Raw genomic sequence first — 13254 nt, forward strand, 5'->3', positions numbered from 1 at the left:
AAAAATTTTAAGAGGGTTCCAGTTCGGAATCCCAGTAGAGGAAATCGCGCCAGCTTTCGTGGAGAAAGTTGGGGGGATAGGCTTGGCCGTTGGCCTGGAGTTCGCGGACCGTTGGCTGGCGAGGAAGGGTGCGGGGTGTCATATGGGCCTTGCTGGGCATCATGTCGGCCTTGCGCAGATTACACGGCTCACACGCCGCCACCACATTGGTCCACGAGGTTCCCCCACCCTTCGATTTTGGCACCACGTGATCGAACGTGAGGCGTTCCGATGGGGTTTGGTGGCCGCAATACTGGCAGGAAAACTGATCGCGCAGGAACACGTTAAAGCGGGTAAAGATGGGATTGGTGGCCGGGCGAATATAGTCTTTCAGCGCGATCACCGATGGCAGGGCCATGGTAAAGGATGGGCTGTGGACCTGTTGATCATATTCGGAAACGATGTTTACCCGGTCCAGAAAAACCGCCTTCACCGCATCCTGCCACGACCACACCGACAGCGGGAAATAGCTGAGCGGCCGAAAATCGGCATTCAGAACAAGTGCGGGGCAGCTTTCAGGCGAAGCGAACACAACAAGGTCTCCCTGATGGTCTTAAACGCAACTGGATCAAGCAACTGGCACCTTGCCTACACCACTTCCCTTACAGACACAAGATCAGGCGCTGTGCGCCGTGATGCGCCCCAGAAAGGAAACAGCAAGAATAAGGGCGGCATCATCGATGCCGTGGCCAAGTTCTTCGAGCAGGTGGCAATCGACCGACACCCCGGAACGGGTGAGCAATTGTTGGGCGGTGTCGGCAGAAACCACGGGCACCACATCATCTTCGCGGCCATGAATAATACAAACCGGCGGGCGAGACTTTATTTCACCCGGCAAGGTTTCCGGTGCGATCAATGCACCCGACATGGAAAGAATGCCCGCACATGCATTTTCCCGGCGCAGGCCCACATGAAGGGCGGTCATGGCACCTTGGGAAAAGCCAACCAGAATAAGCCTGCTGTCATCGAGTTTCAGGCGCGCCAATTCCCCATCAAGATATGCGTCGAGATCAATGGCAGCACGACGCACGCCCGCTTCCATATTTTCTGATGACCGATCCGCAAGGTTGAACCATTGACGTCCCGTAAAATCCGCGGGCGCCATATCGCACGCTTCTGGGCCGTTCGGGGCGATAAACCGCGCATGGGGCAAGGCTTCGCCCATGATGGGGCCAAGGGAAATCAGGTCCTGTCCATCGCTGCCAAAGCCATGGAGGAACACCACCAGCCATTGAGGATCATCACCCGATGGCGGGCCAAAATCAGGGCCTAATAGAGTGCGGGGAGAATCTGTGGTCATAACGCGGTCACTTTCAATTAATCAAACATCAATCAGGCCATGCACGCCTTGACGGAAACCGGCGGGCACGGCACATTCTAGCCACAGGCAGGCATTTGCGAAACCGTGCATATGCCAGCCGTTCAAATAAGGAAGCCAATGACCGATCCCCGAAACACGACACTGCGTGCTGGCCTTGATTGCGCCGAGGATTTTTTCGCGCGCGCACAATCCCGCGTTAGTGATTTGGTACAAGGCGATAAAGACGGGCTAAACCGCCACCAGTTTGCCGCCCACGGGCTGGCATGGGTTGCCACCTACACCCAGGCCCTGCGCCAGACCCTTGCCTGGGTCGAAGGCTTGAACAATGCGGGCAAGTGTACAGAGCTGGAATCCTTGATGGCCGATGCCGCCTTTGGGGAATATTTATCGCAACTGCTGGGCGGTATTGCCCTGTCTCAAGGTGAAATCATCCGGCCGTCCGACATGGGTATGCGCGAGACCGATTTGGCCGGCTTCGATGCGCCCAAAATCAAGGCCCTGATGGCCGATGGCAACACCATGGCCAAACGCCAGCGCATCGCCGAATTAATCAAGGATGGCAATTTTGGTGATTGGGGGCTGGAAGATGAAACGCATATTTTGGTCCGCGATCAATTCAGCCGTTTTTCCGATGAACAAATCGCACCCTTTGCCAATGACTGGCACCTTGCCAATGACCTGATCCCCGATGGGGTTTTGGATCAAATGAGCGAACTGGGCGTGTTCGGCCTGACCATTGATGAAGCCCATGGCGGGCTGGCCATGGGGCGCGCTGCCCTTTGCATTGTGACGGAAGAATTATCGCGGGGATATTTAGGCGTTGGGTCTTTGCCCACGCGCACCGAAATTGCAGCGGAACTGATCCGCATGTCGGGCACCGATGATCAAAAAGCCCGTTTCCTGCCCGCGATCGCATCGGGTGACATGATCCCCACTGCCGTCTTTACCGAACCCGATACCGGGTCTGATCTGGGGGGCCTGCGGACCAAGGCCGTGCGCGATGGTGATACTTGGCGCATCAGCGGCCAAAAAACATGGATCACCCATGGCGCGCGTTCTGACCTGATGACCCTGTTGGTGCGCACCAAGCCCGATGAAACCGGCTGGCGCGGGCTTTCCATGTTTCTGGCGGTCAAGCCCCGGGGCACCGTTGACGATCCCTTCCCTGCAACCGGCATGACCGGCACCGAAATCGGAGTTCTGGGCTATCGCGGCATGCATGAATATGAAATCAGCTTTGATCAATTCGAAGTGCCCCACGAAAACCTGTTGGGCGGCGTGGAAGGTGAGGGCTTCAAACAATTGATGCAAACCTTTGAATCAGCCCGCATCCAAACCGCCGCACGAGCCAATGGCGTGGCCCAAAACGCGTTGGAACTGGCCGTATCTTATGCCCATGACCGCAAACAATTCGGCCAATCCATTGCCAATTTTGACCGCATTTCCGGCAAATTGGGCTGGATGGCCGTGGAAATCATGGTGTCGCGACAATTGGCATTCTTTGCGGCCCGAGAGAAAGATTCAGGACGCCGCTGTGACGGAGAAGCCGGCATGGCAAAATTATTCGCAGCGCGCGCCGCATGGTCGGCTGCCGATAATGCGGTCCAGGTCCATGGCGGCAATGGCTATGCGCTGGAATTTCCCGTCAGCCGTTTGCTGTTGGATGCGCGCATCCTCAACATTTTTGAAGGCGCCGCCGAAATTCAGGCCCATGTCATTGCCCGGGCCATTCTGGCAGACAGGAATTAAGCCATGGACATGCACGCAATTTTTCCCTGGTTGATCGGCGGCATGGCCATTGCCGTCTTTATCGTGCTGATCGGCGGCATCATCAATATGTCCCGGAAAACGCCAAACCCCAAACGCGCCAATTTGTTCATGCGCTGGCGGGTTGGATTGCAGGGGTTGGCATTGTTGTTGTTAATTCTGTTTCTGGTCTTGTTCGGGAAGGGCTGAACCCATGGTCAAATTAACCCGCATTTACACCCGGGGTGGTGATAAAGGGCAGACGTCTCTGGGCGATGGCGCGCGGATTGCCAAAGATGATCTGCGCATTCAAGCAGGCGGTGCCGTCGATGAAACCAACAGCGTCATTGGCATCGCGAGGCTTTCAATAAATGGCGACATAGACGCCATGCTGGGCCGCATTCAAGACGATCTGTTCGATTTAGGGGCAGATCTTTGTGTGCCAGAAGAAGGCCGCAAAGGGAAAGCCGGTCATGAACCGCTCCGCATCACGGAAAAACAGGTCAAACGTCTGGAAGATGAAATTGATGCCATGAACGCCAATTTGGCCGACCTTACGTCTTTTATCCTGCCCGGTGGCAAGCCAGCCGCGGCCTATCTGCATCTGGGTCGCACCGTGGCCAGACGCGCAGAATGCCTGATGGTGGGCCTGAATGCCCGCGAAGCCATCAATGTCCACGCATTGACCTATATAAACCGGTTATCAGACCACCTGTTCGTCGCATCCCGCCACATCAACGATGATGGGGCCACTGACGTCCTGTGGCGCCCCGGCACCAACCGATAGACACCAATTTCCAGACCCCCGTTGACCAAAGCCGCGCCCGGTTATAGGTTGCCAACGCATTTTCTTGCCCTTTTGAAAGTTTTTTTTATGAAAGTTCTCGTCGCGGTCAAACGCGTGATTGATGCCAATGTCAAAGTGCGGGTCCGTACCGATGGCACCGGTGTTGAAACCGCCAATGTCAAAATGGCCATGAACCCGTTTTGCGAAATTGCCATCGAAGAGGCCGTTCGTCTGGTCGAAGCGGGAACGGCATCGGAAATTGTTCTGGTATCCGCCGGCCCCGCCCAGGTAGGCGAAAGCCTGCGCACCGGCCTTGCCATGGGCGCAGACCGTGCCATTCACATTCAGACCGATGCGGTTCTTGAACCGCTGGCCGTCGCCAAATTACTGGCCACAGTTGCCAAACGCGAAGAACCCGGCCTGATCCTTTTGGGCAAGCAAGCCATTGATGATGATTGCAACCAAACCGGCCAAATGCTGGCGGCATTGATGGGCTGGTCCCAGGGCACCTTTGCATCGAAGCTTGCCATCGATGGCGACACTGCCACCGTCACCCGCGAAGTGGATGGCGGGCTGGAAACCATTGCGATCAAGATGCCATGTGTCATCACCACCGATTTGCGCCTGAATGAACCCCGTTATGCATCGCTGCCTAATATTATGAAGGCCAAGAAAAAAGCCATCGATCCTGTCACCCCCGATGAACTGGGCGTCGACATCAGCCCAAGGCTGACCGTTTTATCCGTTGAAGAGCCCAGTGCGCGCGCAGGCGGCATCAAGGTGGACACAGCGGAAGAACTGGTGGACAAGCTGATTAACGAAGCGGGGGTGATCTAATGGCTGTTCTTGTGATTGCAGAACCCAGCAATCAAGACGTGGCACCCGCCACCCTTTCGACCATTACCGCTGCCCAATTGATGGCGGGCGGCAGTGACGTTACTGTTTTAATCGCCGGTGAAAATTGCCGGGGGGCAGCAGAGGACGCCGCAAAAATTTCAGGTGTGGCGCGGGTTTTGATATCTGAAAGCCCGCTTTATGCCCATGGCTTGGCTGAAAATCTGGCTGCATTGTTGCAAACATTGTCTGGCGATTACAGCCACATCGCATTTCCGGCCACCACCTTCGGCAAAAATATAGCGCCCCGTTTGGCGGCCCTGATCGACAGCCAGCAAATTTCTGAAATATCCACCGTGGTGGATGCGGATACTTTTGTTCGCCCCATCTATGCGGGCAATGCGCTGATGACCGTTAAATCATCGGATGCCATCAAGGTCATCACCGTGCGTGCCACAGCGTTTGAAAAAGCCGACCCGCAAAGTGACGCCTGTGCAATCGAAGATCTGGCACCGGGCAGTGATACGGGCCTTTCCAGCTTTACCGGTGCGGAACTTTCAAAAAGTGAACGCCCGGAATTAACATCGGCCAAAATTATTATTTCCGGTGGGCGGGGCATGCAAAGCGGCGATAATTTTTCCCAGCTGGAAGAAATTGCTGATCTGTTGGGTGCTGCCATCGGGGCATCGCGGGCTGCCGTGGATGCGGGCTTTGTGCCCAATGATTTTCAGGTCGGCCAAACCGGCAAGATCGTCGCGCCAGAGCTTTATATTGCCGTTGGCATTTCAGGGGCCATCCAGCATCTGGCCGGAATGAAAGACAGCAAAATCATCGTTGCCATCAACAAGGATGAAGAAGCCCCCATTTTTCAGGTGGCCGATTATGGCATTGTCGGTGATCTGTTTGATATTTTACCCCAGTTAAAAGCGGCCCTTGAGGCAGCAAAGGCCTAGCGGGCCATAAAATACCGGATCAAGGCAATCGATTCGGGGGCTGCCCATTCTGCGGGGCCAACCACATGGCCGACCATGCGGCCCGATCGATCGATCAACACCGATGTTGGCAGGCTGTTTGCCCCAAATTTGCGCTGCATGCGGGCTCCGGGATCAAGATAGATTTTTAAGGCGCTAACACCGGTTTTTTTATAAAATTGACGGATAGCCAAAGCCCCTGCGCGGTCTGAGCTGATTGCCAAAACGTCAAAGTGCTGGCCGCCAAGGCGTTTTTGCAACGCATCCAGTGCAGGCATTTCCCGCACGCACGGCGCACACCATGTAGCCCAAAAATTCACCAAAACCACCTTTCCGCGCATATCCTTCAGGGTTTTTTGGGCGCCTTGGTCATCGACAAAAGTTGCCTTTGGGGGAATCTTGGGGTGTTCCAACCGGCGGAAGTGTTGTATTGCCCCTGTTATCTTCAAATCAAGCCCTACCCCGGAGACAGACTTTTCCCGGGGTGCCGTGACTATGCCGACAACCGTTGCGGCAATCATAAGGGCCAGAACAAAGAAGCGTGTCGCTGTGTTTTGTGGTTTAAGGTCTGAAGAAGGCATGTTTTGAATCAAAGGTTGTGTGATGGCGAAGGGTAAGAATAGCAGGCAGAAAAAATCTGCCAATAGTCTTTGGGGCGGGCGCTTTAAAAGCGGCCCTGCCGAAGCGATGGAACGCATCAACGCGTCTATAGGGTTTGACCAACGAATGGCCGCCCAAGACATTGCTGCGTCTCGCGCCCATTGCCGCATGCTGGTGGATCAAAAGATCATTCCCCCAAAGGATGGCCGTGCCATTCTCAAAGGTCTGGATCAAGTATGGAAAGAAATAGACACGGGCCGGTTCAAATTTTCGGCAGCCCTTGAAGACATTCACATGAATGTGGAATCCCGGCTGACCAAATTAATTGGTGAAAGCGGCGGACGGCTGCACACGGCACGGTCGCGCAACGATCAGGTGGCAACGGATTTCAGGTTATGGGTTCGCGATGCCATGGATGGCATTGATGAACGGCTGGAAGCCCTGCAAGCAGCGCTCATTGCGCGGGCGGGCGAACATTCGGCGACGTTAATGCCGGGCTTTACCCATTTGCAAACGGCCCAGCCCGTGACCTTTGGCCATCACCTGATGGCTTACGTTGAAATGTTTGGCCGCGACCGGTCCCGGATGCGGGATGCGCGCGCACGCATGAATGAAAGCCCATTGGGTGCGGCGGCGTTGGCGGGCACATCCTATCCCATTGATCGGCGCGCCACGGCAAAGGCATTGGGGTTTGATCGGCCCATGGCCAATTCCCTTGATGCGGTATCGGATCGGGATTTTGCGTTGGAGTTTCTGGCCGCCGCTGCCATCAGTGCGGGCCATCTTTCCAGATTGGCCGAAGAAATGGTGATCTGGTCAACAGAGAGATTCAATTTTGTTGTGCTGTCCGATGCCTTTTCCACCGGGTCTTCCATCATGCCCCAGAAACGCAACCCCGACGGGGCAGAACTGGTGCGGGCAAAGACGGGCCGGATCATGGGCGCGCTGATGGCGCTGGCCATGGTCATGAAAGGCCTGCCGCTGGCCTATTCCAAGGACATGCAGGAAGACAAGGAACCGGTGTTCGAAGCCGCCGATACATTGAGCCTGACGCTGGAGGTCATGGCTGGCATGGTCGCTGACATGACCGTTAATAAGGAATCCATGGCCGCCGCCGCTGATGGGGCCTATGCCACAGCAACGGATCTGGCCGACTGGCTGGTGTATGAGGCCGGGCTGACCTTTCGGGTTGCCCATGGGGTATCGGGGCGGATCGTGCGGATGGCCGAAGAAAAAGGCGTCAAGCTGGATGCGCTCGCACTCGTCGATATGCAGAAAATTGAGCCTAAAATCACCAAGGCTGTGTTCAAGGTTTTAGGGGCAAAACAATCGGTGGCAAGTCGCAAAAGCTTTGGGGGGACCGCCCCGGTGCGGGTACGCGGTGCCATCAAGGATGCCATAAAACGGTTTCTCAAACCCACCAAACGCCGTTAGGGTTACAGAATTACAGGCAAGATTTTTGTGTTTACGGGATGAAAAAGATGACCATCAACCGCTGGGATAAAGCATCCGCCTTCAAGCATCTTGCCATGGTGTTGCTGGCCCTTGCCTTAAGCCTGCCGCTTGCAGCATGCGGCAAGCGTGGTCCCCCGGTGCCGCCTGATGACGAAAAAAGTCATTATCCCCGAACCTATCCCTCGCCCTCATCCTATTAATCCCTTATGGGAACTTTCTGAATGGACCATTTTACGACCATAAACGGCCACCTGCATGCCGAAGACGTCCCCCTTTCCCGCATTGCCGAAGAAGTGGGCACGCCGGTCTATGTCTATTCCACAAAGACCCTAAGCCATCACTACAATACGTTTGCCGGGGCCTTTAAAGATCAAAATGCAACCATCTGTTACGCGGTCAAAGCCAATTCCAATCAGGCAGTGATCACCACGCTGGCCCGTCTTGGCGCCGGTGCAGACGTGTTGTCCGAAGGGGAACTGCGCCGCGCACTGGCCGCCGGGGTTGCCCCTGAAAAAATTGTTTTTTCTGGCGTTGGAAAATCACGGCGGGAAATATCGCTGGCATTGGAAGCAGGCGTTGGCCAAATTAATGTTGAATCAGAGCCCGAGCTGGAACTGATTTCTACTGTGGCGTCTGATCTGGGCAAAACAGCCCCCATCGCCCTTCGGGTTAATCCCGATGTCGATGCGAAGACCCATGAAAAAATTACCACCGGGCGCAAGGAAAACAAATTCGGCATCGACCTTACGCGAAGCCGCGAGGTTTATGGCCGTGCCGCCGCCCTTCCCGGCATCGACGTGGTTGGGGTTGCCGTCCACATTGGTTCTCAGTTGCTGGACCTGACTCCCTTTGGTGAAGCCTTCGCGCTGGTAGCCGAATTGGTCGAAGATTTGCGCAGCGATGGTCACACCATTCGCCGCCTTGATCTGGGCGGTGGCCTTGGCATTCCTTACCGCGATGAGGTTCCGCCAACCCCTGACGCATACGCCGCCATGGTCAAGGAAAAGACCGGGCATCTAGGGGTGGAAATTGTGTTGGAGCCGGGCCGTTTAATCGCCGGCAATGCAGGAATCCTGCTTTCACGGGTGTTGTACGTGAAAAAAGGCGGTGAAAAGACCTTTGTTGTCATTGATGCGGCCATGAACGATCTCATGCGCCCAGCCCTTTATGATGCCTGGCACACCATTGATTCTGTGAAAGAGAACGCATCGGGGATCTTGGAACCCGTTGATATTGTTGGGCCAATTTGTGAAACCGGTGATATTTTTGCAAAAGACCGCCCCATGGCCGTGCTAGGATCAGACGACCTGATCGCCATCCGCTCCGCCGGTGCCTATGGCGCTGCCATGGCATCGACCTATAATTCCAGACCATTGGTGGCAGAAGTTCTGGTGAACGGCGATGATTATTGTGTCATCCGGGCTCGCCAAACCATAGAAGACTTGCTGGGTTGTGATACGATACCCCCATGGCTTGAGGACTGAGCGAAGTCCCAAGCCCTGTAGGCCCTGACAACGAGGCGCTGTAGTCCATGAGCAGTGAAACGAAAGCAGCCGACAAACCTGAAAATACGTCCAGTAATCCCGGGCCAAATTTAGGGCGGCAATTGCTGTTGGCCCGTTTGTCGTTGATGTGGGAACGGGCATGGCCTGCCTTGTGGCCCGCTACGGGCCTTGGTGGGGTTTTTCTGACGCTGGCCTTTTTCGATATCCTGCCCGAACTGCCCATCTGGTTGCATGGCTTTGTTTTGGCAGCAATCGTGATCGGAATTTTATATGCCCTCTATCTTGGAATCAAAAGCCTCGCCCTGCCCGGTGTCACCGCGGCTAGGCGGCGCATTGAATCCAAAAGTGGTCTGATCCACCGGCCCCTTTCCATGCTCCGCGACCAATTGGCCACGGGCAAAAACGATCCCCAATCTCGTGCCCTGTGGCAATTGCACCGGTTGAGGACCATCGAAAAAATCAGGGGGCTCCGCGTTGGCTTGCCCTCGCCTAAGCTGGCCCATCATGATCCGCTGGCATTGCGCGGTGCATTGCTGGTGCTTTTGATCATTGGCATCACCATCGCCTGGGGCGATGGGTTCAACCGCATTGCCCGGGCCTTGATGCCGGGTGTTGGCAGCGCATTAAACGGGCCTGCGGTGGTCGATATTTGGATCACGCCTCCCGCCCACACCCGTCTTGCCCCAATTTTTTTAAATGCCGGAAAGCAAAAACCGGATGTGCGGAAAAAATCAAAGCCGGCACCATTGCTGATTTCCGGTGGGTCTCAGAAAGATGCCTTTTCTACCAAGGGCGGCCCACAGAGGGTCTCCATTCCAGAAGGATCAACCATTCTGGCCCAGCTTGCAGGGGGCTGGGGCACGCCCCGGATTGTTCTGGGGACGATCGATGCGCTTTTCAAACCCGTGGCCGATGGCACTTATAAGGTCACGCGCAAAATTGCACCGGGCAATCGCGCCGACAAGACCCGCCTGACCATCCGCCAGGGTGGAAGCGAAATTGCCAGTTGGCCCGTTCGGATTATTCCAGACCAAAGCCCCATTATCCGGTTTGCCGATGACCCGGGCCAATCTGGTCGAGGGGCGCTGAGCATCAAGATCGAAGGGTCCGATGATTACGGCATTGCCAAAGCAAAACTTTACATCCGCCGATTGCGCATCGGATTGGAAAAAGATGAAGACACAAATAAAGACACAAATAAAGACGGGAAAGACCAAAAGCCTGAACCTGAAACAATCGATCCAGAAACCGAAGCGGCCCTTAAAAAACTCAATGCACCCCATGAACTGGCGCTGACCCTTGCCAGCAATGCACGGGCCATTTCAGAAACCAGTTTCCACGACCTGACGGCGCATCCCTGGGCTGGATTAGAGGTTTCCCTGCAAATCATTGCCCGCGATGGGGCCAATCAACCCGGCGCCACTGATTCATTAACAACCGTCTTGCCGGAACGTTACTTCCGCCATCCTGTGGCCCGTGCACTGGTCTTGTTGCGCAAACGGCTGATCTTTGATCCACGATCCCGCGAAGATGTGGTCGATGAATTGATCAACCTTGCCACCATTCCGGGCTCGTTCGGAGATGACACGGTAACCTTTCTTGCCATCCAGTCCATGGCCCGCACGCTGGTCTATGACCCCGGGCTGGCTGTCCTGTCTGAAATTCAGAAACTGATGTGGGACACGGCCCTGCACCTTGAAGATGGCAAACTGTCTATGGCCGAACGACGGTTGCGTGAAATTCAGAAAAAATTGATGGAGGCCCTGAAAAAGAAGGCTGGGAATGCCGAAATTCAAAAGCTGATGCGCGAATTGCAACAAGCCATGGCCGAATTTCTGAAGGAAATGATGAAGGGCATGAAGAACCTGCCCAACATGGCGCAACCCTTTAACAACCCCAACGCCCAAAGCCTGACGCCGCGTGATCTGCAACGGCTTTTGGACCGGGCAAAAGAACTGGCGATGACGGGCAATCTGGATGCGGCGCGCCAATTGTTGTCCATGCTGCGCAAAATGCTGGAAAATTTGCGTTCCGGGAAATTTGCCCAAGGCCGTGGCGGCAAGCAAGGCAAAGCCTGGAAGATGCTGCGCGAATTACAAGACATGATGAAACGCCAGCAAGAATTGATGGATGAAACCCACCGCCAATCGCGCAAAGGCAAACCGCCGTCGGCCAACAATGGTGCCAAACGCCAAGACCGTTTGCGCGATCAATTGGGGAAACTGTTACGTAAATTCGGGGAAATGACCCGCAAAATACCCCGCTCCCTTGGGGATGCGGAACTATCCATGCGCGAAGCCCTGGAAGCCTTGCGCAAGAACAAGCCGGGCCAAGCCGTGCCGCCACAGGGCCGCGCCCTTGAGAATATGCGCAAAGGGCTTGGCGAGATGGCCCAGCAATTGATGCGCCAATTTGGAAAGGGTCGTGGACGAGGACGCGGACAAGGGCGGGGCCGAGGACGAGGGCGGGGTTTTTCGCAACGGGGGGGCAACATGCCGTTTAGCCATGACCCGCTGGGAAGACCCATGCCCAATGCCGGCATGTCTGCGGGGGATGATGTAGAAATCCCCGGCATATCCGATACCCAACGGGCAAGGGAAATTCTTGAAGAACTACGCCGCCGCGCAGGGGAAATTGGTCGACCCGATGCAGAAATGGAATATCTGGAACGGCTTCTCAAGCGTTTCTAGCTAGTCTTTCTTAAGAAGCCCATTGACCGCATTCACAATTTCATTAAGCGTAAAAGGCTTCGCGATGATTTTGTGAATGATCATTTCAAGATTGTGGGCCCGCTGGCGTTCTGCTGCATATCCCGACATCATCAGGATCGGCAAATCCGGTTTGTCACTTGATACCTTCAAGGCAAGGGCAATCCCGTCCATGCCCGGCATAACGATGTCGGTCAGCAAAAGATCAAATTCTTCTTCATCCAAGACCGCCAAGGCCTGAAGACCATCTTCGACACCCCGAACCTCGTGACCTTCATGGGTCAGGGCCCGGCTAACAAATTCGCGAACGGCGGGTTCATCTTCGGCAACAAGAATTTTTGCCATGGCTTATTTCTTGTCTTTGGTGAAATCAATGTTAAGGGCGCTGGCCTTAACGGGGGGGTTTTCTTTTCGGGAAACAAACGGCGCCCGCTCACCCGGAAGAAGCCGCGATTGCGCCGTTGCAAACGTCCAGCCTGCCAGCTCCTTGGCCTGATCGTCCCGAAGGGATGCACGCAATCGTGGAACATCACGCACCGTTTTTGACGCGTTAAAAATTTCGCCCTTAATAACAAGAACCGTCTTTTGGCCCTCGACTATACGGCTGTGCCCGGTGATCTTAATCCGAAGCCCTTCGCCCGGTTTCGGCATTGCATACCCAACGGCTGCATAAAGACGCTGAGATGGGTGCCATGCCCGCACAATGGCATCCCGGGCCAGCACGCCGCCAATAATGACACCGGCAACGATTGTGATCAGAATGCCCCAACCAAGGCGATTAACGGGCCGTTTGACATCAAGGGCAGACGCGCGCTCATTCGCCTTACGGGCCGCTTCAAGGCGTTGTGCCATGGCTGCACCCGGCACATGGCCCGGCGCGCCACCAGGGGCATCCAACAAGGGATCGCCAGAGGGATCATCAAGGGAGGCCTCAAAAGGGTCAATTGCCCGAGGCAAATCGTCCGCAGGCTCTTCGCTCCAGACATTGCTGCAGCTCGAACACCGCACCCGGCGCCCTGCGGCCCCAAATTTTGCCGGGTCCACTTGGTATCGAGTGGCACAGGATGGGCAAGTGATGATCATGGTTGATAATATCCCCGCATACGCGAACAAAACTTATAGTTACTTGATGTGGCCAAAGCAAGTCGGTGCAAGTCAGCGAAAGGTCCGCCACTGTCATTCCACTGACAATTCTAGCAGAATTTTAAAATGACCCGAATGGCAATTTAGCGCCATCTTTGTATTACAGGGTGTATAAATAAAAAAAATGACGAAATAAAGGTAGTCA

At 55.2% G+C, this 13254-nt stretch carries 13 protein-coding genes and 1 pseudogene; 9 read left to right on the forward strand and 5 right to left on the reverse strand.

Features of this window, described 5'->3' with window-relative positions:
- Positions 1 to 7: 7 nt before the first annotated feature.
- Together HOJ08_03620 and HOJ08_03625 are read right to left on the reverse strand one after the other, a co-directional pair.
- Positions 8 to 571 (reverse strand): HNH endonuclease, encoded by a 564-nt coding sequence (locus HOJ08_03620; protein ID MBT5672528.1) that lies wholly within the window; start codon positions 569 to 571, stop codon positions 8 to 10.
- 84 nt (positions 572 to 655) lie between these two features.
- Positions 656 to 1339 carry a hypothetical protein gene (locus tag HOJ08_03625; GenBank protein MBT5672529.1) on the reverse strand — a complete coding sequence of 228 codons (684 nt, stop codon included), beginning with the start codon at positions 1337 to 1339 and terminating at the stop codon, positions 656 to 658.
- Between the two features lie 111 nt (positions 1340 to 1450).
- Between HOJ08_03625 and HOJ08_03630 the strand changes: the two genes are divergently transcribed.
- The 5 genes from HOJ08_03630 (at position 1451) to HOJ08_03650 (ending at position 5680) form a co-directional block, all read left to right on the forward strand.
- The gene (locus HOJ08_03630) at positions 1451 to 3109 is read left to right on the forward strand and encodes an acyl-CoA dehydrogenase (GenBank protein ID MBT5672530.1); all 1659 of its coding nucleotides are present in this window, start codon (positions 1451 to 1453) and stop codon (positions 3107 to 3109) included.
- A 9-nt stretch (positions 3110 to 3118) separates the two neighbouring features.
- Positions 3119 to 3316: a twin transmembrane helix small protein gene (locus tag HOJ08_03635; protein ID MBT5672531.1), complete on the forward strand. Its 198-nt coding sequence runs from the start codon at positions 3119 to 3121 to the stop codon at positions 3314 to 3316.
- 4 nt (positions 3317 to 3320) lie between these two features.
- On the forward strand, positions 3321 to 3893 hold the full coding sequence (locus HOJ08_03640) for a cob(I)yrinic acid a,c-diamide adenosyltransferase (GenBank protein MBT5672532.1): 573 nt from the start codon (positions 3321 to 3323) through the stop codon (positions 3891 to 3893).
- Positions 3894 to 3980: 87 nt separating this feature from the next.
- Positions 3981 to 4730 (forward strand): electron transfer flavoprotein subunit beta/FixA family protein, encoded by a 750-nt coding sequence (locus tag HOJ08_03645; protein ID MBT5672533.1) that lies wholly within the window; start codon positions 3981 to 3983, stop codon positions 4728 to 4730.
- Positions 4730 to 5680 (forward strand): electron transfer flavoprotein subunit alpha/FixB family protein, encoded by a 951-nt coding sequence (locus tag HOJ08_03650; GenBank protein MBT5672534.1) that lies wholly within the window; start codon positions 4730 to 4732, stop codon positions 5678 to 5680. The genes HOJ08_03645 and HOJ08_03650 overlap by 1 nt, the downstream gene beginning before the upstream one ends.
- On the opposite strand, the gene HOJ08_03655 is transcribed toward HOJ08_03650, so the two are convergent.
- A complete protein-coding gene (locus HOJ08_03655) occupies positions 5677 to 6279 on the reverse strand; it encodes a TlpA family protein disulfide reductase (GenBank protein ID MBT5672535.1) in 603 nt (200 codons plus the stop codon). The two genes, HOJ08_03650 and HOJ08_03655, sit on opposite strands and share 4 nt — an antisense overlap.
- A 22-nt stretch (positions 6280 to 6301) precedes the next feature.
- Between HOJ08_03655 and argH the strand changes: the two genes are divergently transcribed.
- From argH to HOJ08_03675, 4 genes are read left to right on the forward strand one after another with little or no spacing between them, the layout of a single operon-like run.
- On the forward strand, positions 6302 to 7732 hold the full coding sequence (gene argH / locus HOJ08_03660) for an argininosuccinate lyase (protein ID MBT5672536.1): 1431 nt from the start codon (positions 6302 to 6304) through the stop codon (positions 7730 to 7732).
- Between the two features lie 47 nt (positions 7733 to 7779).
- Complete coding sequence (locus HOJ08_03665) at positions 7780 to 7953, forward strand: hypothetical protein (GenBank protein MBT5672537.1); 174 nt, start codon at positions 7780 to 7782, stop codon at positions 7951 to 7953.
- A 21-nt stretch (positions 7954 to 7974) separates the two neighbouring features.
- Positions 7975 to 9237 (forward strand): diaminopimelate decarboxylase, encoded by a 1263-nt coding sequence (gene lysA / locus HOJ08_03670; GenBank protein MBT5672538.1) that lies wholly within the window; start codon positions 7975 to 7977, stop codon positions 9235 to 9237.
- A 47-nt stretch (positions 9238 to 9284) separates the two neighbouring features.
- Entirely contained in the window at positions 9285 to 11948 is a 2664-nt protein-coding gene (locus HOJ08_03675) for a TIGR02302 family protein (protein MBT5672539.1), read from the forward strand.
- On the opposite strand, the gene HOJ08_03680 is transcribed toward HOJ08_03675, so the two are convergent.
- Positions 11949 to 12311 carry a response regulator gene (locus HOJ08_03680; GenBank protein MBT5672540.1) on the reverse strand — a complete coding sequence of 121 codons (363 nt, stop codon included), beginning with the start codon at positions 12309 to 12311 and terminating at the stop codon, positions 11949 to 11951. It lies immediately after the preceding gene.
- 633 nt (positions 12312 to 12944) lie between these two features.
- A pseudogene (locus HOJ08_03685) lies at positions 12945 to 13049 on the reverse strand (hypothetical protein).
- Positions 13050 to 13254: the final 205 nt, after the last annotated feature.

It is taken from the genome of Rhodospirillales bacterium (assembly GCA_018666775.1).
Classification (GTDB): domain Bacteria; phylum Pseudomonadota; class Alphaproteobacteria; order SMXQ01; family SMXQ01; genus JABIXC01.